The following is an 18,958-nucleotide window of genomic DNA, read 5'->3' on the forward strand; positions in this document are numbered from 1 at the left end:
CCAGAACCAGGGAATGCAGAGAAAAGCAAGAAAAATGGTGCCGGTTGTCGGAATCGAACTGACGACCTACCGCTTACAAGGCGGGTGCTCTACCAACTGAGCTAAACCGGCGAAGGCCGCATTTTATCCTGTAAATGTGGCCCAAAAATCGGAAACAGTGCTATTTAACGCGCTTGAGTGAGGGCCGAGCCCCGCCTGACGCTGGGGGCGGGCGGGGGGCATCACCCCCTTCATCTTTGCCGCCTTCATCGCTTCCCACCAACTGAACCACCCGGTCATCCGATGGTGTTGGCGCAGCTGCCACAGGCACTGCGGGTGCGGGCGCCAGCACTGAAGAAACATCCCCACCCGTCAGCATATCCACCGGCGGAGGGAAGGCCATGCCCTGACCGTTTTCTCGGGCATAGATCGCAATCACCCGGCCTACAGGCACCAGGATTTCACGAGGCTTGCCACCAAAGCGGGCTTTGAACTCGATGAAGTCATTGCCCAGCTGCAGCGCGCTCGTGGCATCAAAACTGATGTTCAGGACGATCTCGCCATCCTTCACGTACTCGCGCGGCACCTGCACGGAATCGTCCACACGCACGGCCAGATAGGGCGTGAGCCCATTGTCGGTGCACCACTCGTACAAGGCACGAATGAGATAGGGGCGCGTGGAGGTCGATTCCTGTGCGGTCATGTCGATGGATGGCTGCTGCGTGGGTAAAAAAGGAAGTGGGCAGGCCGCAGATTACTTGCGCATGACCTTCTCGGAAGGCGTCAGCGCCTCGATGTAGGCCGGGCGCGAGAAGATACGCTCGGCGTACTTGAGCAGAGGAGCCGCGTTCTTCGACAGGTCGATGCCGTAGTAGTCCAAGCGCCACAGCAGCGGGGCGATGGCCACGTCCAGCATGGAGAAGTTGTCACCCAGCATGTACTTGTTCTTAAGGAACACGGGGGCCAGCTGCGTGAGGCGGTCGCGGATATGGGCGCGGGCCTTTTCCAGAGCCTTTTCGTTGCCCTTGGTCGCACGCGATTCGAGCGTGTTCACATGCACGAACAGCTCTTTCTCGAAGTTCAGCAGGAACAGGCGCACGCGGGCGCGGTCCACAGGATCGCCAGGCATCAGCTGCGGATGGGGGAAGCGCTCGTCAATGTACTCGTTGATGATGTTCGACTCGTACAGGATCAAGTCACGCTCGACCAGGATAGGCACCTGGCCATAAGGGTTCATCACGCTGATATCTTCGGGCTTGTTGTACAGGTCCACATCGCGGATTTCAAAGTCCATGCCCTTTTCGAACAGGACAAAACGGCAGCGGTGGGAGAAGGGACAGGTCGTACCCGAGTAAAGCACCATCATGGTGGGAGGCTCCTAAAAATCAAAAGAGTGGGAGCCCAAAGCGCCCACTCTGCAAACAATCCAGCGGCGCCCCGAGGGGCGCCTTGTCAGGGATTTATGGCTCGTGCTGTTTACTTCACGTCCTTCCAGAAGGCTGCGTTCAGCCTCCAGGCAATGACGGTGAAAACACCCAGGAAGATCAACACCCACACGCCAACTCGAACGCGGGTGTTCTGGGCAGGTTCACCCATCCATTGCAGGTAATTCACCAAGTCACCCACAGTCTGGTCGAACTGCAGCGGGGTCATCGTGCCGGGTTTGACCTGCTCCCAGCCCTTGAAGACCTGGGTCTTGTGGCCATGGCTTTCATGTTCTTCAAACACAGGGCGGCGGTCGCCCTGCATTTCCCACAGCACATGGGGCATGCCCACGCTCGGGAAGGCCAGGTTGTTCCAGCCCGTGGCCTTGGTCTCATCACGGTAGAAGGTGCGCAGGAAGGTGTAGAGGTAGTCCGCACCCGTGCCGCCATGGCCGGCGCGCGAACGTGCGATCACCGTCAGGTCGGGCGGATTGGCGCCAAACCACTCCTTGGCCTGCTTGGGGTCGATGGACGCCTTCATGGTCTCGCCGACCTTGTCGGTCGTGAACAGCAAGTTGTCCTTGATCTGCTGCTCGGTCAAACCGATATCACGCAGGCGATTGAAGCGCATGAAAGCTGCCGAGTGGCAGTTCAAGCAGTAGTTGACGAACACCTTGGCGCCATTTTGCAACGAAGCCAGGTCATTGGTCTTGTTGGGTGCCTTGTCCCAGGCGATGGTGTCGCCACCAGCAGCATGAGCGGCACCGGCAACCAGGCCCACAGCGGCGATCAACGTGAGGATGATTTTCTTCATTGTTGTTGTCTCCAGGCTCAGTGCGCCACAAAGGTCACGCGGTCAGGCACGGGCTTGGTTTCCCCAATGCGACTCCACCAGGGCATCAGCAGGAAGAAGCCGAAGTAGAACAGGGTGCCCACTTGCGACACGCGCTCGCCAATTGGCGATGGAGGTTGCACACCCAGATAGCCCAGGATCAAGAAATTAATCACAAAGATACCGTACAGGTACTTGTGCCAGTCGGGGCGGTAGCGGATCGACTTGACAGGGCTGTAATCCAGCCATGGCAGGAAGAACAGGATGATCACGGCACCACCCATCACGACCACACCCCAGAACTTGGCATCGATAGACAGCATCATGGCCACGACCACGAGGGCCACACCCACGATCCCGGCCTTGATGAAGCTGGGCAGCTTGGCCCTGAGCACGCCAAAACCTGCAGCTGCAACCACGCACAGGATCAGGGCATACATCATCTCGGTGGTGATGGCACGCAGCATCGAATAGAACGGCGTGAAGTACCAGACCGGCGCGATGTGCGCAGGCGTCTTGAGCGGATCGGCTGGGATGAAATTGTTGTATTCGAGGAAGTAGCCACCGAACTCGGGCGCGAAGAACACCACGGCCGTGAACGCCATGAGGAACATGCTCAGCGCGAAGATGTCATGCACCGTGTAGTAGGGATGGAAAGGCACGCCATCGAGCGGCTTGCCGTTGGCATCCTTGGGCGCCTTGGGGCCTTTGATTTCCACGCCGTCGGGGTTGTTGGAACCCACATCGTGCAGTGCCAGCAAGTGCGCCACCACCAAGCCCAGCAGGACCAGCGGCACGGCGATCACGTGGAAGCTGAAGAAGCGGTTCAGCGTGGCGTCGCCCACCACATAGTCGCCGCGGATCAGCAGCGCCAGATCAGGACCAATGAAGGGAATGGCAGCGAACAGGTTCACGATCACCTGGGCGCCCCAGTAGGACATCTGCCCCCAGGGCAGCAAGTAGCCCATGAAGGCCTCGGCCATCAGGCACAGGAAGATCGCACAGCCGAAGATCCAGACCAGCTCGCGCGGCTTGCGGTAGCTTCCGTAGATGAGGCCACGGAACATGTGCAGATACACCACCACAAAGAACGCCGAAGCACCCGTAGAGTGCATGTAGCGGATCAGCCAACCCCAGGGCACATCGCGCATGATGTACTCGACCGAAGCGAACGCCAGGTTGGCGTCGGGCTTGTAATGCATGACCAGGAAGATCCCGGTCACGATCTGAATCACCAGCACCACCAGCGCTAGCGAGCCGAAGATGTACCAGAAGTTAAAGTTCTTCGGAGCGTAGTACTCCGACATGTGAACCTTGTAGGCATCGAACGCTGTCGGGAAGCGGTTCTCGAACCAGTTCGTGACCTTGGCGCCCGCCGAGGCGTTGGGAGAGATTTCCTTGAATTCAGCCATGTCGTCGTGCTCCTTCAAGCCTTCTTGTCTTCACCGATCAGCAGGCGCGTATCGGACAGGTACATGTGGGGAGGCACTTCGAGGTTGTCGGGTGCGGGCTTGTTCTTGAACACACGGCCGGCCATGTCGAACGTGGAACCGTGACAAGGGCACAGGAAACCACCCTTCCAGTCGTCGGGCAGCGAAGGCTGGGCGCCGGGCTGGAACTTATCGGAAGGCGAGCAACCCAAGTGCGAGCAGATGCCCACACCCACAAAAATTTCGGGCTTGATGGAGCGCGCTTCGTTGCGAGCGTATTCCGGGGTCAGCTCGGAGGGGTTGCGCTCAGACTTGGGGTCAGCCAGCTGCCCGTCGAGCTTAGGCAATTCTGCCAACTGCTCGGGGGTGCGCTTGATGATCCAGACGGGCTTGCCGCGCCACTCCACGGTGACTTTTTCTCCAGGCTTAAGGGCGGAGATATCCACCTCCACCGCAGCCCCGGCGGCTTTTGCGCGCTCGGAGGGCTGGAAGGTACTCACGAAAGGGACGGCGGTTGCCACGCCGCCCACCGCACCAGCACATGCTGACGTGATGATCCACGTCCGCTTGCTGGAGTCGATTGGAGTGTCACTCATGGGGATCCTCGATTGATCATCGCTAGATTGGGGTCAACCGCGAATTGTAGCGGAGTGAAAATGGTTATTTCAACGCAGCTGTCTGTCTTGACAGCCCATAGAGCTGAGCAATACTCCCACATCAACATCCATTCACACAAGGAGCAACAACATGGGGATGATGCAGGAGTTCAGGGAGTTTGCTGTCAAGGGCAACGTGGTAGATCTCGCCGTGGGCGTCATCATCGGCGGCGCCTTCGGCAAGATTGTGGATTCGGTGGTGTCCGACCTCATCATGCCGGTGGTGGGCCTGGTGTTTGGCAAGCTTGATTTTTCCAACCTGTTTGTGGTGCTGGGGACGATTCCGCCTGGCACGGGCACCACACTGGATGCTCTCAAGAAGGCTGGCGTGCCGGTGTTCGCCTATGGCAACTTCCTGACGGTAGCCGTCAACTTTCTGATCCTGGCGTTCATCATTTTCATCATGATCAAACAGATCAACCGCCTCAAGCGCGAAGCCCCTGCCCCCGCGCCCGAGGCACCTGCCGCCCCTGCAGAGGACATCGTGCTGCTGCGCGAGATCCGGGACAGCTTGAAGAAATAAACACCCCCTGAGTCGCTTCGCGCCTTCCCCCTCTCTCGCATGGCTGCGCCATGCGAGAGAGGGACACCCCCAGCGCGGCGGGGCGGCCCTTGCGCGGGGACGCAGGCCCAGGGCGCGCCGGTGGCACAGACTGCGCGCGTCCCGCATCCTGGGTGACGTGCAGCAGAAACACCGACCCGCTACTCGGACAGCTGGCGCGCCATGCGCACCGCCTCGATGAGGCTGGCCGCATCGGCCACGCCCTGCCCCGCAATGTCAAAGGCCGTGCCGTGGTCAGGGCTGGTGCGCACCAGGGGCAGCCCCAGCGTCACATTCACGCCCTTGTCCACACCCAGGTATTTCACCGGGATCAGCCCCTGGTCGTGGTACATGGCGATCACCACATCAAACTCGCCCGGGCGCTGCGGCGTGCTGCGCGCGCGCATGAACACCGTGTCGGGCGCGAACGGGCCATGCACATCCAGCCCCCGGGCTCGTGCCGCAGCAATGGCCGGGGCGATCACCTCCAGCTCCTCGCGGCCAAACAGCCCCCCCTCGCCCGCATGGGGGTTCAGCCCGGCCACTGCGATACGCGGCACGCGGCCCAGGCTGCGTTGCAGCGCGGCATGGGTGATCTGCAGCGTCTGCAGCACGTTGTCCCGCGTCACTGCCGCAATCGCCTCGCACAGCGACACATGGATGCTGACCAGAACGGTGCGCAGCTCGTCGTTGGCCAGCATCATGCGCACGGGCATGCGGGTCAGCGGCACCCCCTGGTGGACTGCAGCCTCTGCCTGCAACAGCTCGGTGTGCCCCGGGAAGTCCACGCCCGCAGCGGATAACGCCTCCTTGTGCACAGGCGCGGTGACCAGCGCCGCTACCTCGCCGCGCAAGGCCGCACGGGCCGCCCAGACCACGCAGTCAGCTGCAGCTCGCCCCGCTGCGGCGCTGATCTGGCCCCAGGGCTGAGGACCGGGGATGCCTTGCACCGGCAGCACGGGCACGCAGCGCGGAGGCATGGTCAGCACCTCCTGGGGTGCACTGATCTGCGCCACAGGCAAGCCCCCGACGCCCGGCCGCGCAATGGCCTGGGCGGCGCGCCGCAGCGTAGCGACATCGCCCACAACAAAACAATGGCGCAGCACCTCAGGTGCGTCGCGAAAGGCCTTGGCCACGATCTCGGGGCCGATACCGGCGGGGTCTCCCTGGGTGACAGCAATGGTGTGCATTTTTTTGAAGATTTTTTGCCGCTACCGCGCTATCAGCAAGCCTTGGCAGCTATGAATAAGTGAGTAAATCCTATCTGCAGCCAGGTTCCGCAGCGATGGAACACCACGGCGCCACAGGCGGCTACGCTGGGTTGTCGACCTCGATGAACTGGTGCTCCAGCCCGCAATGCGCCGCCACATGGGCAGCCACGGCGGGGGCGCCATAGCGCTCGGTGGCGTGGTGCCCGGCGGCAATGAAGCTCACGCCCATCTCGCGCGCCAGGTGGGCCTGGGGTTCGGAGATTTCGCCAGTGATGAACGCATCGGCACCTGCGGCAATCGCCGGCTCGAAATACCCCTGGGCGCCCCCCGTGCACCAGGCCACACGGCGCACGGGACGAGATGGCGCGCCACCTGTGGCTGCGGGCTGCACCAGCGTCACGGCGCGGCCCAGCGCCTGTGCCACGTGGTCGGCCAGGGCCTTGCCGTCGGCAAAAGCCGCCGGGGCGGAGAACCCGAGGTCTTGCTCGCCAAACCGCGCATCGGCCGCGAAACCCAGCACCCGGCCCAGTTGCGCGTTGTTGCCCAGTTCGGCATGGGCATCGAGCGGCAGATGGTAGGCATACAGATTGATGTCGTATGCCAGCAGCAGCTGCAGCCGCTGCTTCATCCAGCCCGTGATGCGGCCGTCCTGCCCGCGCCAGAACAGGCCATGGTGCACAAAGATAGCGTCCGCGCGGGCGGCGATGGCGGCCTCGATCAGCGCACGGCTGGCGGTCACGCCGCTCACCACACGCTGGATCTCGGCCTTGCCCTCGACCTGCAGGCCGTTAGGGCCATAGTCCTTGAAGCGTTCGGGCTGAAGCAGGTCGTCGAAAGCCTGCAAAAGTTGGTGGCGTGAAATGCTCATGCCGCTATTGTCGCGCGGGCCCCATGCCCCCACATGGGGGACAATGCCGCCGAGGAGACGGCCTGGCGCCGCCCGCTGAAGCCACGCTCGGCCCCCACCCCACCCACCACCTGTACGTTCATCTGGACGTGAATTTCATGAAACGACTCTGGCTGCTGTTCTCCCAGACCGTGACGGTGTTCGTTGCGGCTTATTTTGTTGTTGCCACCCTTCAACCCGACTGGCTCGGCCGGGGCACCACACGTTCCGGGGCCGGCATTGCGCTGCTGGAGGCACCGGCCACGCCGCCCTCCCAGCCCGCAGCGGGAAGCTTCAGCAGCGCAGCACGCAAGGCCGCGCCCGCCGTGGTCAGCATCAACACCAGCAAGGAAGTTCGCCACCCGCGCAGCAACGACCCCTGGTTCCAGTTCTTCTTTGGTGACCAGGGCAGCCAAGCGCAGGCAGGCCTGGGCAGCGGTGTGATCGTGAGCCCCGATGGCTACATCCTCACCAACAACCATGTGGTCGAGGGCGCCGATGAGATCGAAGTCACGCTCACCGACAGCCGCCGCGCCCGTGCGCGCGTGATTGGCACCGACCCCGACACCGACCTGGCCATCCTCAAGATCGAACTCGACAAGCTGCCCGTGATCGTGCTGGGCAATTCCGACGGCCTGGACGTGGGCGACCAGGTGCTGGCCATCGGCAACCCCTTTGGCGTGGGCCAGACGGTGACCAGCGGCATCGTGAGCGCACTAGGCCGCAGCCAGCTGGGCATCAACACCTTCGAGAACTTCATCCAGACCGACGCGGCCATCAACCCCGGCAACTCGGGCGGCGCGCTGGTGGACGTGAATGGCAACCTCATGGGCATCAACACCGCGATCTACTCGCGCTCAGGCGGCAGCATGGGCATCGGGTTTGCGATTCCGGTGTCCACGGCGCGCATGGTGCTCGACGGCATCGTGAAGGACGGCCAGGTCACACGCGGCTGGATCGGCGTGGAGCCCAACGAACTCTCGCCCGAGCTGGCCGAAACCTTTGGCGTGAAGAAAGCCACCGAGGGCGTGATCATCACCGGCGTGCTGCAGGACGGCCCCGCAGCCCAGGCCGGCATGCGGCCCGGCGACGTGATCGTGCGGGTAGACGGCAAAAACGTGGGCAATGTGTCCGAGCTGCTGAGTGCAGTGGCCGCCCTCAAGCCGGGCACCAGTTCGGCCTTCAACGTGCAGCGGGGGGACAAGCTGGTGGAGCTGAGCATCAACCCCGGCGTGCGCCCCCGGCCGCAGCAGCGGAACATCCGGCGGTAAACGCAAAGGCGACAGACGGGCCTTCGGGCCCATGTTGCGCCCAGGGGGCCGCGGCGCTGCAAGGCGGCCACGGTCAAACCGTTGGCACGCCAAAATGCTATACAAAATATAGCAGCAAGTCGTTTATGGATGCGCGGAAACGGCCAATTTCATTCAGAAAACCAGCCACAAGGATCGCACAAGCAGCGCAGACCGGCTTCTCTCGATCTTGATTGCCCTGCCCCGCTGCGCAGCGTGCGCGCCGCCAGCGGAAACCAACGCTTCGATTCAGACGGCCAGGAAAAAATCAGGAAGCCGAGGCGGACTCTTCCGCTTCTTCCGGCGCCTTGGTGTGCTTGATGAAGATCTGCGCGGCCCAGATGCCCACCTCGTACAGAATGCACATGGGGATGGCCAGCGACAGCTGCGACACCACATCGGGCGGGGTGACGATGGCGGCGATCACGAACGCGATCACGATGAAGTAGCCCCGGAACTCGCGCAGCTTCTGAACGCTGACGACACCCATGCGGGCCAGCACCACCACGGCAATCGGCACCTCGAACGCGAGGCCAAACGCCAGGAACATCGACAGCACAAAGCTCAGGTAGGCCTCAATGTCAGGCGCGGCCGTGATGCTTTTGGGTGCAAAGCTCTGGATGAACGCGAACACCTGGCCAAAGACCAGGTAATAGCAAAACGCCACGCCGATGAAGAACAGCAGCGTGCTGGAGATCACGAGTGGCAGCACCAGCTTTTTCTCGTGCGAGTACAACCCAGGCGCCACAAAGGCCCACACCTGCCACAGCACAAACGGCAGCGCCAGCAGAAAGGCCGACATCAGCAAGATCTTGAGCGGCACCATGAAAGGCGAAATCACCGAGGTGGCGATCAGCGTGGCCCCCTTGGGCAGGTGCGCCACCAGGGGCGCCGCCAGGAAGTCGTACAGCGCGCCTGGGCCGGGAAAAAAGAACAGGATCGCCGCCGCAATGGCGATGGCAATGATGGCCTTGACCAACCGATCGCGCAGCTCCATCAGGTGCTGAACAAACGGCTGCTCGGTTCCGGCCAGCTCGTCTTCTTTGGTGGGGGTGTCGGACATGGTGGGTTTTCAGGTGCGCGCAGGGCGCCCATGCAGCGCCGCGCACAGTAGGCTGCGCGGCGTCATCGTCAATGGAATTTCTGGGGACGGTAGCGGGCCACGCGCGCCGCGCCCGACTGCGCCTTGGTGCGCACACCACTTTTGGCCTTGTACCACTGGGGCACAGCGCCGCGCTTGAGGCGCCAGTTCTTGCCCGGGTGCTTGTAGGCAGGCACCACCGTGGTCTGCTCACTCAGCGCGGCGCTGGCCGTGTCGGTGGCGTCGGCCCAGTCCTTTTCGAACTCGCTGGCGCTGGTCTGGATGGAGTTGTGCACATCGCGCGCCGCGCTCTCCACCGTGTCCTTCATCTTCTTGAGCTCGTCCAGCTCCATGGACCGGTTAACCTCGGCCTTCACGTCGGACACATAACGCTGGGCCTTGCCGAGCAAGGTGCCCACGGTACGGGCCACACGCGGCAGTTTTTCGGGGCCAATAACGATCAGCGCCACGGCACCGATCAGCGCCATTTTGGACAGGCCGATATCAATCATGGATGGATCAAGCGCAAAGGCACAACAGAGTGCGGCGTGTGCTGGTCAGCGGCCACACCAGCTCAGCTTTTTTGCTTGGCTTCAACATCGATGGTGGTCTTGTCTGCGGCCTGGCTGTTGGCCACCTGGCCGGCAGGGGGCGTTGCAGCGGTGTCTGGAGCCGAGCCGCCGTCCTTCATGCCGTCCTTGAAGCCCTTGACAGCGCCCCCGAGATCGGAGCCCATGTTCTTGAGCTTCTTGGTACCAAACACCATCACAACGATCAGCAGCACGATCAGCCAGTGCCAGATGGAAAAAGAGCCCATGGAATATCTCCTAACGAATTGCAACCATTTTAGACGGGGGCTGTGACCGGAGTTCGGCGCACACGCTCCCCAGCGAGAAACTACCGGCTTGCGCCGTCAGCCTGGGTCAGCCTTTGAGCCATGGGCGAGGACCGCCCATGACATGGACATGCAGGTGGTGAATTTCCTGCCCGCCTTCCAGGCCAGTGTTTACCACGACGCGAAAGCCACCCTCGGGGTACGGGTTGCAGCCTTGTTCGAGCGCCAGCTTCGGCGCCAGCGCCATCATGCGCCCCAGTACGCCCGCATGCTCGGCAGTGACCTGGGCCATCGAAGGGATATGCAGCTTGGGGACCATCAGAAAGTGCACCGGCGCCCAGGGGTGAATGTCGTGGAAGGCGAAGATTTCTTCGTCCTCATAGACCTTCTTCGAAGGAATCTGGCCCGCGATGATTTTGCAGAAGAGGCAGTTCGGATCGTGCATGGGAAAAATGTCAGAACGAAATTAACTGATAACCGGGCGCTGCTTGGCCGGCAAGCCATTGAAACCGTCGCGCCCCAGGCCAGCGCCACCGTGGAGCTGGCTTTGCCAGGCCACGGGTGGCGTCCCCCTGCCGAAGGACGGGGGAAGGCGCGCAGCGACTCAGGGAGAGCATCACGCATTTTCAGCGATCTTGATGGTGGGCCGCACGCCCACGTCCTTGCGGTGGGCCAGCAGCCATTCCTGCCCCGAAGTACGGCCCAGGTCGAACAGCTTGCGCACAAAAGTCAGGTCGGCGCGGGTCTTGCTGTCGGCGCCAAAGGGCGCAAGCACGGCGCCGCCGTCGATGCGGTGCATGCGCACGCTTTTATAGCGTCGCGGGTCCAGCTTGCCCTCTGCCAGCAGACGGCGCACGAACTCGATGGCGCGCATCTCGGCCAGCAGGCTGGCATTGAAGGTGACCTCGTTCATGCGCTCCATGATCTCGGGGCCGGTGTGGGGCAGCTCCAGGTGCTCGATAGGGTTGATCTGCACCAGCAGGATGTCGGAGGTTTCGGTCTGGTAAATCAAGGGGTGCAGCGCCGGGTTGCCTGAATAGCCGCCATCCCAGTAGTGCTGGCCGTCAATCTCCACCGCCTTGAACAGCAGCGGCAGGCAGGCCGAGGCCATGACCGCATCAGCGCTGAGCCGAGGCCCCGAGAAAATCTCGCCACGCCCCGTACGCACATTAGTGGCGCACACAAACACAGAGGGACCGCCCGCAGCACTGGCGGCGCGGCGCGCGGTGCACAGCAGGTCGAAATCCACCTCGCGCTCCAGCAGGCGGCGCAGCGGGTTGATGTCAAGGGGGTTGGTCTGGTAGGGCGAGAGCCACCGGCTCATCATGCCCAGCATGGGGTTGGCTACCGACAGGGGTGAGCCCCACAGCAGGCTGCCCAGCGCGCCCACCCCCTCCCACAGGCGGGTCAGTGTCTCGCGCGCCTGCTGGCAGCCCGCCAAGTGGGCGTCTTGAGGGTCTTTGTGTTCATGCGCGGCCCGGGCAAAACCATGGGCCAGGGCCACGGCGTTCATGGCACCTGCGCTGGTGCCGCTCACGCCGTCGAAGTGCCACTGCCCGTCTTCGAGCAGCGCGTCAAGCACGCCCCACGTGAGCGCGCCGTGCGAACCACCGCCCTGCAGGGCCAGGTTCAGGCGCGGCAGCGGCGATCCGGGGGCTGCTGCAGGAGTTTCAGGCATCCACCGCCTGGCTCTTGTTCATGGCCACCATGCCGCGCACGATGCGGTACAGGAACCAGAGCGAAATCAGCGCCCAGGCAATCCAGCCCGGCAGCAAAAACAGCAGCCACAGCGGTGCCGTGACGATGTAGAGCACGCCCGCCCAGATCACCGTGCGGATGCGCCACGAAAAGTGGTTCGCCTGCCAGGTGCCTTCTGCGTCGCCCTTCTTCACCAGGTCGAGCACCAGCGCAATCAGCAGCAATGCCGCGCCGGGCTGCGCACCGGGGATGACCGCACCCACGGCCACGATCAGGTGCAGGATGTAGCTGACCCAGCCTACGGCCTTGAGGTCTTCGGCCTTCTCGTCGTTGGTCTGCACATCGACAACATCGCTCATGAAGAACCCTCCTGGCTGGCACGCGCATCAGCCTTGCGCAAGGCTTTTTCTTCAATACCGCTGGTGCCTTCGCGGCGCTCCAGCTCGGCCAGCACGTCGGCGGGCGTGAGGCCATAGTGGGCCAGCGCCACCATGGAGTGGAACCACAGGTCGGCCACCTCGTACACCAGCGTGGATTTGTCGGCGCCGTGGTCAACATCCTTCGCCGCCATCACCACTTCGGTGGCCTCTTCGCCGATCTTCTTGAGGAAGGCGTCCGGCCCCTTGTGCAACAGGCGCGAGACATAGCTAGTCGAAGGGTCGCCGCCATTGGCAGGCTTGCGGCTTTCAATGACGGCGGCCAAACGCGCGAGCGCGTCTTGCGACGCAGGGGCGAGGGAATCGTTGGAACTCATGGGTGCTATTTGTAGATGGATTCGGGGTCTTTCAAGACCGGATCGACCGGCTGCCAGGCGCCGTCCTTGAGCACGCTGAAAAAGCAACTGTGGCGGCCCGTATGGCAGGCGATGCCGGGCTCGTGGCCGAGCTGGGTGACCTTGAGCAGCACCACGTCGTTGTCGCAGTCCAGGCGGATCTCGTGCACGGTTTGCACATGGCCCGATTCTTCGCCCTTGAACCACAGCTTGCTGCGCGAGCGGCTGAAGTACACGGCGCGGCCAAGTTCGGCCGTTTTTTCGAGTGCCTCGCGGTTCATCCACGCAAACATCAGCACGTCGCCCGTACCCTGCTCTTGCGCAATCACGGGCACCAGGCCCTGCGCGTCCCATTTCACTTCGTTGAGCCAGTTCATGAAGGGGATTGTCGGCGATTTGATCTCCCCGGGGTGGGCCGCCCCCTGAGGATTTGAAGCATTTTTGGCTTCCAGCGCTCTTCCATCCAATCAAGCGCAAGCAGCTACACGTTCAATAGCACGCGCTCAAAGACGCACCGAAATGCCGCGCTCAGCCATGCGGGCCTTGGCCTGACCCACGGTGTATTCGCCATAGTGGAAGATGCTGGCGGCCAGCACCGCGTCGGCGCCACCTTGCTGCACGCCGTCGGCCAAGTGGTCGAGGTTGCCCACGCCACCCGAGGCGATCACTGGCACACTCACAGCATCGCTAACAGCCCGCGTGAGAGCAAGATCAAAGCCGGACTTGGTGCCGTCGCGGTCCATGCTGGTCAGCAGGATCTCGCCCGCGCCCCGGCGCGCCATCTCGGTGGCCCAGGCAATGGCGTCCAGGCCGGTGTTCTTGCGCCCACCGTGGCTGTACACATCCCAGCCATCTCCGCGCGCGGCCACGTCGTCGCCTTGACGGCGCTTGGCGTCAATGGCCACCACGATGCACTGCGCGCCGTACTTGGCCGAGACGGCGTTGATCAGATCGGGGTTGGCAATGGCGGCGGAGTTGAAACTGGTCTTGTCGGCACCCGCGTTCAGCAGGCGGCGCACATCTTCCACTGTGCGTACGCCGCCACCCACGGTCAGCGGAATGAACACCTGGCTTGCAACGGCCTCGATGATGTGCAGGATCAGGTCGCGGCCATCGCTGGTGGCGGTGATGTCCAGGAATGTGAGCTCGTCGGCGCCCTGCGCGTTGTAGCGCGCGGCAATTTCGACCGGGTCGCCTGCGTCGCGTAGTTCGACAAAGTTGACGCCCTTGACCACACGGCCTCCGGTAACGTCGAGGCAGGGGATGATGCGTTTGGCAAGCATGGCAGTGGGGAAGGTTCAGAAGGGAATCGGCAGGGGGGGTAGGGAGCGGCCGCAAGATACCACGGCCGGGCGGCCCGCGCCCGTAGGCGCTCAGGACAGCGTGCGCGCCACGCCGTCCTGCCAGCGCCAGGCGTCCTGGCACATGCGTTCACTGCCGTGCTGTGCGCGCCAGCCCAGCAGTTGCTGCGCCAGGGCCGGATCGGCCCAGCACTGCGCCACGTCGCCCGGGCGGCGCGCCACCACCTTGTAGGGCACGGAGCGCCCGCTGGCCAGTTCGAAACCGCGCACCATCTCCAGCACCGAAACCGGTCGACCCGTGCCCAGGTTGACGGTGAGCACGCCCGGATGCTGGCGCAGATAGCGCAGCGCCGCCACATGGCCGTCAGCCAGATCGCACACATGGATGTAATCGCGCACGCCCGTGCCATCGGGCGTGGGGTAGTCGCCACCATAGACGCTCAGGCATTCGCGTTGGCCCGCAGCCACCTGGGCCACGTAAGGCAACAGGTTGTTGGGAATGTCCTGGGGGTCTTCGCCGATCAGGCCACTCTCATGCGCCCCCACGGGGTTGAAGTAGCGCAGCCGCGCGATGCGCCACTGGCCGGGCTCGGCGGTATCAGCATCGGCCAGCACCTGCTCCATCATCAGCTTCGTGTGGCCGTAGGGGTTGGTGGCCGACAAGGGAAAATCCTCACGCACGGGCACCGTGGCGGGGTCGCCATACACAGTGGCCGACGAGGAAAACACCAGGGTGCGCACACCGGCCTCGCGCATGGCGCTCAGCAGGGTGATCGTGCCGCTCACGTTGTTGTCGTAGTAGCGCAACGGCTCAAGCACGGATTCGCCCACTGCCTTGAGAGCCGCAAAATGGATCACGGCCTTGATGGGGTGGCTGGCGAAAACCTCGCGCAAAAAGTCCGCATCGCGCACATCACCCCGCACGCTGGCCGGTGTGCGGCCGATGATGCGGCCCACGCGCTCCAACACCGAAGTACGGCTGTTGCAGAAGTTGTCCAGAACGAGAAACCGCTCACCCGCCGCAGCCAGTGCCACGCAGGTATGAGATCCGATGTAGCCCGAGCCGCCGGTGACAAGAATCAAGATTTCTACTCCTTGTTATGGTGTGCTCCCGAGCATGCCGGAGTACACAAAGTAAGCATTGTAAAAACTATTAACTATCGTTAACCAATCAACCTTGGTAATCAACTCGTCCCTAGAATCGCGCTGATGTATTTGGTTACGAATTCTCTCGCCACGGCATATTCTGACGCCATCCGGCCCTCTGCACAGCCCTACGCCGTGCGCACCAGCGACCACCGCTGGCGGCACTGGCTGGCGATCTTGGGTCTGCTTGGCGCCGCGTGGGCCCCCCAGCCCGGCTTGGCGGCAACGCCCGCCGTGGCGCTGTACTACGGCTCCACGGTGCCGCTGAGTGAATTCCGTGCCTTCGACCTACTGGTGGTGGACCCCGGTCACGCTGCCACCGCCACGCCGCCGCGCATGCCCGGCACACAAGCATATGCCTACGTGTCGGTGGCCGAGGTACTCCCCACTCGGCCGGACTACAAGGACATTCCCGCCGCCTGGAAGCTGGCGCGCAATGGCGATTGGAAGTCCGAGGTGATCGACCAGACACCCGAACAGTGGCCGGACTTTTTTGCCAGCCGCGTTGTGGCGCCACTGTGGGAGCGCGGCTATCGTGGCTTCTTCCTCGATACGTTGGATTCGTACCGCCTGGCCACCCAATTCGACGAGGAGGCCCAGCAGCGCGGCGTGGTGCGCGTCATCGAGACCCTGCACCAGCGTTTTCCGGGCATTGCGCTCATCATGAACCGCGGCTTCGAAGTGGCGCCCCGGGTACGCGACAAGGTGCGCATGGTGGCGGCGGAGTCGCTGTACCAGGGCTGGAACCCGCGTACCCAGCGCTATGAAGCCGTCAAGGAGCAGGACCGACAGTGGCTGCTGGGCCAGTTGCGCACCCTACGCAAACGCGATGGTCTGTCAGCGCTGGTGATCGACTACGTGCCGCCGAACGACCGCGCCCTCGCGCGCGCCACGGCCGAACGCATCCAAGCCGACGGATTTACCCCTTGGGTGACGGATGGCGCGCTGTCCTCGGTGGGCGTGGGCAGCATCGAGCCCGTGCCACGCCGGGTGCTGGTGGTCTACAACGGCGCGGAGACGCCTTCCATCAATTACTCGCAGGCGCACCGCTTCCTGCAGATGCCGCTGAACCACCTGGGTTATGTGGTGGATTTCGCCGACATCCGCGATGGCACGCCGCCCGCCGCTTCGCAGGACCGCTACGCGGGCATCGTGACCTGGTTCAATGGCTATGTCGCCGAGGACAAGACCACGCAGCTGGTGCGCTGGCTGCAGGCACGGCTGGATGACCGCGTGCCCCTGCTGGTGCTGGGGGACTTTGGCTTCCAACTGCCCAAGGCCTTGGGCGAACGCCTGGGCGTGCAGGCCGCGCCCACGCCGCCCAGCGGGCGCCAGCAGATCCTGCGCAAGAGCCCGCTGTTGGGCTACGAGGTCGAACCCGAGCCCCTGGCAGGGCCACGGTACAACTGGGCGGGCGGCCGCGCCGCACCCCAGGCCCCGGACGCCGAATCGCTGATCGAGCTGCGCGACCAACGCGGCCAGAACTACGTGGCTGGCGCCATCCTGCCCTGGGGCGGCTTCCTGTCCACGCCCTTCGTCACAGCGGAAATCCCTGGCACGGAGTACTACCGCTGGGTGGTGGACCCCTTCGCACTGCTGGCGCGTAGCCTGCGGCTGCCACCCATGCCGGTGCCCGACACCACCACCGAAAACGGCCGCCGCATGCTGTTCGCGCACATCGACGGCGACGGTTTCCCCTCGCGCGCCGAACTGCCCGGCAGCCCCTTCGCTGCCGAGGTAATGCGCACCGAGATCATCGAGAAATACCGCAGCATCCCGCACGCGGTATCAGTGATCGAATCCGAGACCGCGCCGCATGGCCTGTACCCAGACATCGCCCCCCAACTCGAGGACGTGGCGCGGAAGATCTTCCGCCTGCCGCACGTCGAGCTGGCCAGCCACACGTTCTCCCACCCCTTCCTATGGGACCACACGGTCCGCCACGGCGTGTTCGGCGACAAGTCGGAAGCGGCCATGAGCCTGAACGTGCCGGGCTACACCATGGACCTCACGCGCGAGATCGTGGGCTCGAGCGACTACATCAACCAGCGCCTGGCACCACCTGGCAAAAAGGTCAAGATACTGTTGTGGTCGGGCGACACCGCCCCCGACGCCGAGGCCCTGGAGATCACTGAACGCGCTGGCCTGCTGAACATGAACGGCGGCGACACCTCCATCAGCCACAACGTGCCTTCGCTGACACAGATCGGCCCCCTGGGCATCACCAAGAACGGCTACCTACAGGTGTATGCGCCCATCACCAACGAAAACATCTACACCAACCTGTGGAAGGGCCCGTACTACGGCTTCGAGCGGGTGTTGCAGACCTTCGACATGACCGAAAAGCCCCGGCGCCTCAAGCCGGTAGACATCTATTACCACACCTATTCAGCCAGCAAGCGCGCCGGCCTTACCGCGCTACACAAGGTCTACGGCTGGGCCCTGGCGCAACCGCTGCACCCGGTATTCCCTTCCGAATACATCCGCAAGGTGCGCGACTGGCACGCCTACGCCGTGGCACGCGAGGGTAGCGGCTGGCGCGTCCGCGGCGATGGCGACCTGCGCACGCTGCGCCTGCCGCCCGCACTGGGCACACCGAGCCTGACCGGCAGCCATGGCGTGGCCGGATGGCGAAGCGGCCCCGAGGGCACCTATGTGCACTTGACCGGCCCCAGCGCACGGCTGCGCACCCAACCACCCCAGCCTGCCGAGACACAGGGCGGCGCACTGCCCTACCTGCACGACGCCAATGCCCGCCTGACCCAATGGATACCCGGCGCAGACGGACGAAGCCTGGCGTTCACGCTCACCGGCCACAACCCTGTGGAGTTCAGCATGGTCGGTATAGAGGGCTGCCAGGTCCAGGCCAACAGTCAGCCGCTGCAAGCCTCCGGCCGCTCCACCCCATCGTCCGGTACCGGCACTCCACCGCGGTCGTACAAGCTCTCGCATGCTGTCGCAGACATCCAGATCCAGTGCCCGTCCCGCTGAGCGCCCCATCCTGGCTCCGGCTTGGCTGATCGCCGTGCTCGCAAGCCTTGTGGGAGGGGCGCTGGTACTGCTCTACCCGCGCCAGGATCTGGAGCGCCGCCTGGCGGCCTCGGTGGACAGCGCGGACGTGGCACTTTCCGTCTCCTACCTGCACAACTTGCTGCGCAGCGACCCGGGCAACACGCGCCTGCGTGTGCTGATGGCGCACCAGCAGATGATCCTGGGCGAACTGCCCGAGGCGCGTACCACGCTGCAGCCGCTGCTGCAGTCCGCCGATCCGCAGGTACAGCGCGAGGTGCTGTGGGCACGCTGGGAACTGACCCAAGCCGAGTACTGGGGCATCACCGAAGACGAGGAAGAGCCGCGCAAGGCCAAGCGCGAGGAGCTGCGCGCGCTGCTGCAGGAGCTGGTTAAACACGAATGGTCCACCCAGCGGCAAGTGCAGCTGGACAGCTGGATCTCGCATTTCCAGCCCCCCAGCACCGCAGCAGCAACAGCAGCCGCCATAAGCGCGCAAACGCACCGCCAGATGGCCGAGCAGGAGCGCGACCCGGCCAAGGCCGCCCTGCTGTACGAACAGGCCGCCCGCGAGGCGCTGGGCGTGTCCGACTACGCCACCTGCGCCCAGCTGTTTATCCTGGCGCGGCGCGTCACGCCCGACCCTGTGCGCGCCAAGGCATACTTCCACGCCGCGCTAGACGCGCTGCAATCGGGCAACCGCCCGGCCGATGCGCTGGCGCTGGGCGAGCGCGAGATCGGCCCGCTGATGGACGACACGCAGACCCTGGTGCGCATGGTGCAGCTAGCACGCGCGGCAGCCCGGCCGGATGTGGCCGACCGCTACATGCGCAAGCTGCTGCGCGTAGCGCTGGCCCAGCCCCCGGAC

The 18,958-nt window shown here is 63.8% G+C and carries 20 protein-coding genes, 1 tRNA gene and 1 pseudogene; 4 read left to right on the forward strand and 18 right to left on the reverse strand.

The genetic code is table 11. The features are described from left to right. Window positions 1-35: 35 nt before the first annotated feature. The 6 genes from DBR12_RS16375 to petA form a co-directional block, all read right to left on the reverse strand. A tRNA-Thr gene (locus DBR12_RS16375) sits at window positions 36-111 on the reverse strand. Between the two features lie 49 nt (window positions 112-160). After that, window positions 161-682 (reverse strand): ClpXP protease specificity-enhancing factor, encoded by a 522-nt coding sequence (locus DBR12_RS16380; protein WP_108618223.1) that lies wholly within the window; start codon window positions 680-682, stop codon window positions 161-163. Window positions 683-733: 51 nt separating this feature from the next. After that, window positions 734-1,345 carry a glutathione S-transferase N-terminal domain-containing protein gene (locus DBR12_RS16385; protein ID WP_005794209.1) on the reverse strand — a complete coding sequence of 204 codons (612 nt, stop codon included), beginning with the start codon at window positions 1,343-1,345 and terminating at the stop codon, window positions 734-736. Between the two features lie 110 nt (window positions 1,346-1,455). Next, a complete protein-coding gene (locus DBR12_RS16390; RefSeq protein WP_108618224.1) occupies window positions 1,456-2,217 on the reverse strand; it encodes a cytochrome c1 in 762 nt (253 codons plus the stop codon). Window positions 2,218-2,234: 17 nt separating this feature from the next. Continuing rightward, the gene (locus DBR12_RS16395; RefSeq protein WP_108618309.1) at window positions 2,235-3,647 is read right to left on the reverse strand and encodes a cytochrome bc complex cytochrome b subunit; all 1,413 of its coding nucleotides are present in this window, start codon (window positions 3,645-3,647) and stop codon (window positions 2,235-2,237) included. Window positions 3,648-3,661: 14 nt separating this feature from the next. After that, window positions 3,662-4,261, reverse strand: a complete 600-nt coding sequence (petA, locus tag DBR12_RS16400) for a ubiquinol-cytochrome c reductase iron-sulfur subunit (RefSeq protein WP_108618225.1) — start codon at window positions 4,259-4,261, stop codon at window positions 3,662-3,664. Window positions 4,262-4,412: 151 nt separating this feature from the next. Between petA and mscL the strand changes: the two genes are divergently transcribed. Beyond that, window positions 4,413-4,844: a large conductance mechanosensitive channel protein MscL gene (gene mscL / locus DBR12_RS16405; RefSeq protein WP_108618226.1), complete on the forward strand. Its 432-nt coding sequence runs from the start codon at window positions 4,413-4,415 to the stop codon at window positions 4,842-4,844. A gap of 179 nt (window positions 4,845-5,023) precedes the next feature. On the opposite strand, the gene pdxA is transcribed toward mscL, so the two are convergent. Together pdxA and DBR12_RS16415 are read right to left on the reverse strand one after the other, a co-directional pair. Continuing rightward, window positions 5,024-6,052: a 4-hydroxythreonine-4-phosphate dehydrogenase PdxA gene (gene pdxA / locus DBR12_RS16410; RefSeq protein WP_108618227.1), complete on the reverse strand. Its 1,029-nt coding sequence runs from the start codon at window positions 6,050-6,052 to the stop codon at window positions 5,024-5,026. 121 nt (window positions 6,053-6,173) lie between these two features. Continuing rightward, window positions 6,174-6,941 (reverse strand): Nif3-like dinuclear metal center hexameric protein, encoded by a 768-nt coding sequence (locus DBR12_RS16415; RefSeq protein ID WP_108618228.1) that lies wholly within the window; start codon window positions 6,939-6,941, stop codon window positions 6,174-6,176. Window positions 6,942-7,078: 137 nt separating this feature from the next. On the opposite strand from DBR12_RS16415, the gene DBR12_RS16420 reads away from it, so the two are divergent. Beyond that, complete coding sequence (locus DBR12_RS16420; protein ID WP_108618229.1) at window positions 7,079-8,230, forward strand: trypsin-like peptidase domain-containing protein; 1,152 nt, start codon at window positions 7,079-7,081, stop codon at window positions 8,228-8,230. Window positions 8,231-8,516: 286 nt separating this feature from the next. On the opposite strand, the gene tatC is transcribed toward DBR12_RS16420, so the two are convergent. The 10 genes from tatC to galE form a co-directional block, all read right to left on the reverse strand. Continuing rightward, the gene (gene tatC, locus DBR12_RS16425; protein WP_108618230.1) at window positions 8,517-9,311 is read right to left on the reverse strand and encodes a twin-arginine translocase subunit TatC; all 795 of its coding nucleotides are present in this window, start codon (window positions 9,309-9,311) and stop codon (window positions 8,517-8,519) included. Between the two features lie 68 nt (window positions 9,312-9,379). Then, entirely contained in the window at window positions 9,380-9,841 is a 462-nt protein-coding gene (tatB, locus tag DBR12_RS16430; protein WP_108618231.1) for a Sec-independent protein translocase protein TatB, read from the reverse strand. Window positions 9,842-9,903: 62 nt separating this feature from the next. Then, the gene (gene tatA / locus DBR12_RS16435; protein ID WP_108618232.1) at window positions 9,904-10,146 is read right to left on the reverse strand and encodes a Sec-independent protein translocase subunit TatA; all 243 of its coding nucleotides are present in this window, start codon (window positions 10,144-10,146) and stop codon (window positions 9,904-9,906) included. Window positions 10,147-10,252: 106 nt separating this feature from the next. Further along, a complete protein-coding gene (locus DBR12_RS16440; RefSeq protein ID WP_108618233.1) occupies window positions 10,253-10,609 on the reverse strand; it encodes a histidine triad nucleotide-binding protein in 357 nt (118 codons plus the stop codon). 171 nt (window positions 10,610-10,780) lie between these two features. Continuing rightward, window positions 10,781-11,842: a patatin-like phospholipase family protein gene (locus tag DBR12_RS16445; RefSeq protein ID WP_108618234.1), complete on the reverse strand. Its 1,062-nt coding sequence runs from the start codon at window positions 11,840-11,842 to the stop codon at window positions 10,781-10,783. Beyond that, window positions 11,835-12,221, reverse strand: a complete 387-nt coding sequence (locus DBR12_RS16450) for a hypothetical protein (RefSeq protein WP_108618235.1) — start codon at window positions 12,219-12,221, stop codon at window positions 11,835-11,837. Before DBR12_RS16450 ends, DBR12_RS16445 begins: the two co-directional genes overlap by 8 nt. Beyond that, the gene (locus tag DBR12_RS16455) at window positions 12,218-12,616 is read right to left on the reverse strand and encodes a phosphoribosyl-ATP diphosphatase (RefSeq protein ID WP_108618236.1); all 399 of its coding nucleotides are present in this window, start codon (window positions 12,614-12,616) and stop codon (window positions 12,218-12,220) included. Before DBR12_RS16455 ends, DBR12_RS16450 begins: the two co-directional genes overlap by 4 nt. Window positions 12,617-12,621: 5 nt before the next feature. Then, window positions 12,622-13,020 carry a phosphoribosyl-AMP cyclohydrolase gene (gene hisI, locus DBR12_RS16460; RefSeq protein WP_199226710.1) on the reverse strand — a complete coding sequence of 133 codons (399 nt, stop codon included), beginning with the start codon at window positions 13,018-13,020 and terminating at the stop codon, window positions 12,622-12,624. Between the two features lie 117 nt (window positions 13,021-13,137). After that, on the reverse strand, window positions 13,138-13,917 hold the full coding sequence (gene hisF, locus DBR12_RS16465; RefSeq protein ID WP_108618238.1) for an imidazole glycerol phosphate synthase subunit HisF: 780 nt from the start codon (window positions 13,915-13,917) through the stop codon (window positions 13,138-13,140). A 90-nt stretch (window positions 13,918-14,007) separates the two neighbouring features. Beyond that, window positions 14,008-15,018, reverse strand: a complete 1,011-nt coding sequence (gene galE / locus DBR12_RS16470; protein WP_108618239.1) for a UDP-glucose 4-epimerase GalE — start codon at window positions 15,016-15,018, stop codon at window positions 14,008-14,010. A gap of 126 nt (window positions 15,019-15,144) precedes the next feature. Between galE and DBR12_RS16475 the strand changes: the two genes are divergently transcribed. Both DBR12_RS16475 and DBR12_RS23000 read left to right on the forward strand, forming a co-directional pair. Further along, entirely contained in the window at window positions 15,145-18,072 is a 2,928-nt protein-coding gene (locus DBR12_RS16475) for a bifunctional glycoside hydrolase 114/ polysaccharide deacetylase family protein (protein ID WP_108618240.1), read from the forward strand. Further along, window positions 18,032-18,958 (forward strand): annotated as a pseudogene (locus tag DBR12_RS23000) (hypothetical protein); the annotation flags it as partial. The gene DBR12_RS16475 and the pseudogene DBR12_RS23000, both read left to right, overlap by 41 nt.

It is taken from the genome of Acidovorax sp. HMWF029, from assembly GCF_003060895.1.
Taxonomy (GTDB): domain Bacteria; phylum Pseudomonadota; class Gammaproteobacteria; order Burkholderiales; family Burkholderiaceae_C; genus Acidovorax.

Excerpts from the sequence above, each read along its gene's own strand:
- DBR12_RS16380 (WP_108618223.1), bottom strand. The coding sequence starts at position 682 with ATGACCGCACAGGAATCGACCTCCACGCGCCCCTATCTCATTCGTGCC.
- DBR12_RS16385 (WP_005794209.1), bottom strand. The coding sequence starts at position 1,345 with ATGATGGTGCTTTACTCGGGTACGACCTGTCCCTTCTCCCACCGCTGC.
- DBR12_RS16390 (WP_108618224.1), bottom strand. The coding sequence starts at position 2,217 with ATGAAGAAAATCATCCTCACGTTGATCGCCGCTGTGGGCCTGGTTGCC.
- DBR12_RS16395 (WP_108618309.1), bottom strand. The coding sequence starts at position 3,647 with ATGGCTGAATTCAAGGAAATCTCTCCCAACGCCTCGGCGGGCGCCAAG.
- petA (WP_108618225.1), bottom strand. The coding sequence starts at position 4,261 with ATGAGTGACACTCCAATCGACTCCAGCAAGCGGACGTGGATCATCACG.
- mscL (WP_108618226.1), top strand. The coding sequence starts at position 4,413 with ATGGGGATGATGCAGGAGTTCAGGGAGTTTGCTGTCAAGGGCAACGTG.
- pdxA (WP_108618227.1), bottom strand. The coding sequence starts at position 6,052 with ATGCACACCATTGCTGTCACCCAGGGAGACCCCGCCGGTATCGGCCCC.
- DBR12_RS16415 (WP_108618228.1), bottom strand. The coding sequence starts at position 6,941 with ATGAGCATTTCACGCCACCAACTTTTGCAGGCTTTCGACGACCTGCTT.
- DBR12_RS16420 (WP_108618229.1), top strand. The coding sequence starts at position 7,079 with ATGAAACGACTCTGGCTGCTGTTCTCCCAGACCGTGACGGTGTTCGTT.
- tatC (WP_108618230.1), bottom strand. The coding sequence starts at position 9,311 with ATGTCCGACACCCCCACCAAAGAAGACGAGCTGGCCGGAACCGAGCAG.
- tatB (WP_108618231.1), bottom strand. The coding sequence starts at position 9,841 with ATGATTGATATCGGCCTGTCCAAAATGGCGCTGATCGGTGCCGTGGCG.
- tatA (WP_108618232.1), bottom strand. The coding sequence starts at position 10,146 with ATGGGCTCTTTTTCCATCTGGCACTGGCTGATCGTGCTGCTGATCGTT.
- DBR12_RS16440 (WP_108618233.1), bottom strand. The coding sequence starts at position 10,609 with ATGCACGATCCGAACTGCCTCTTCTGCAAAATCATCGCGGGCCAGATT.
- DBR12_RS16445 (WP_108618234.1), bottom strand. The coding sequence starts at position 11,842 with ATGCCTGAAACTCCTGCAGCAGCCCCCGGATCGCCGCTGCCGCGCCTG.
- DBR12_RS16450 (WP_108618235.1), bottom strand. The coding sequence starts at position 12,221 with ATGAGCGATGTTGTCGATGTGCAGACCAACGACGAGAAGGCCGAAGAC.
- DBR12_RS16455 (WP_108618236.1), bottom strand. The coding sequence starts at position 12,616 with ATGAGTTCCAACGATTCCCTCGCCCCTGCGTCGCAAGACGCGCTCGCG.
- hisF (WP_108618238.1), bottom strand. The coding sequence starts at position 13,917 with ATGCTTGCCAAACGCATCATCCCCTGCCTCGACGTTACCGGAGGCCGT.
- DBR12_RS16475 (WP_108618240.1), top strand. The coding sequence starts at position 15,145 with ATGTATTTGGTTACGAATTCTCTCGCCACGGCATATTCTGACGCCATC.